The organism is Mesorhizobium sp. P5_C1 (assembly GCF_054049815.1).
The window spans coordinates 1-816 of sequence record NZ_JBFULQ010001204.1; the positions used below are offsets into that span (position 1 = coordinate 1).

Sequence of the window (816 nt, forward strand, 5' to 3'; positions counted from 1 at the left end):
CATCTCGACCGGTTACCGCGTTTCGCAGGCCTCGGACAACGCCGCCTATTGGTCGATCGCCACCACGATGCGCTCAGACAACCAGGCAATGTCCACCGTTTCGGACGCACTCGGCCTCGGCGCTTCGAAGGTCGACACCGCCTACACCGGCATGAACAGCGCGATCTCCACCATCAACCAGATCAAGGCCAAGCTGCTGGCATCCTACGGCCAGACGGACGCCTCGAAGGAAAAGACCCAGGTCGAAATCGCCGCCCTTCAGGACCAGATGAAGTCCTTTGCCACCGGCGCCACCTTCTCAGGCACCAACATGCTGTCCGTAGACAGCGGCGCAACAGCCACGACGGCGGCCGATGTGAAGATCCTTTCGGCCTTCAACCGTGACGCCGCCGGTGCGTCTTCGATCTCGACGATCGACGTCAAGGTGGAAAACATCAAGCTCTATGAAGCTGGTACCACCGCGACACTCAACAAGGGCATCCTGGACTCGCAGCGCACGGGCTCCACCGGTGTGGCCACCCTCACGGCCGTTGCCGTGACCCTGGGCGCCGCCGCAACGGCCACCGACACTTACTCGGCCGCCAGCCTGAAGATCTTCGACACCGCAACGGGCAAAGCCGCGGGCGACGATCAGATCAAGCAGATGATGACCGTCATCGACTCCGCGCTCGCCGACATGACCAACGCCGCCACCACGCTCGGCGCCGCCAAGAGCAGTATCGACCTGCAGAAGACCTTCACCTCCGACCTGATGGACTCCATCGATCGCGGTGTCGGCCAGCTCGTCGATGCCGACATGAACAAGGAATCGACCCG

1 protein-coding gene is annotated in these 816 nt (G+C 62.6%); it reads left to right on the forward strand.

Annotation, left to right across the window (positions count from 1 at the left end; translation table 11 throughout):
* On the forward strand, window positions 1-816 hold an 816-nt coding region (locus tag ACXJ7R_RS34885; protein WP_457155766.1), incomplete at both ends, for a flagellin N-terminal helical domain-containing protein.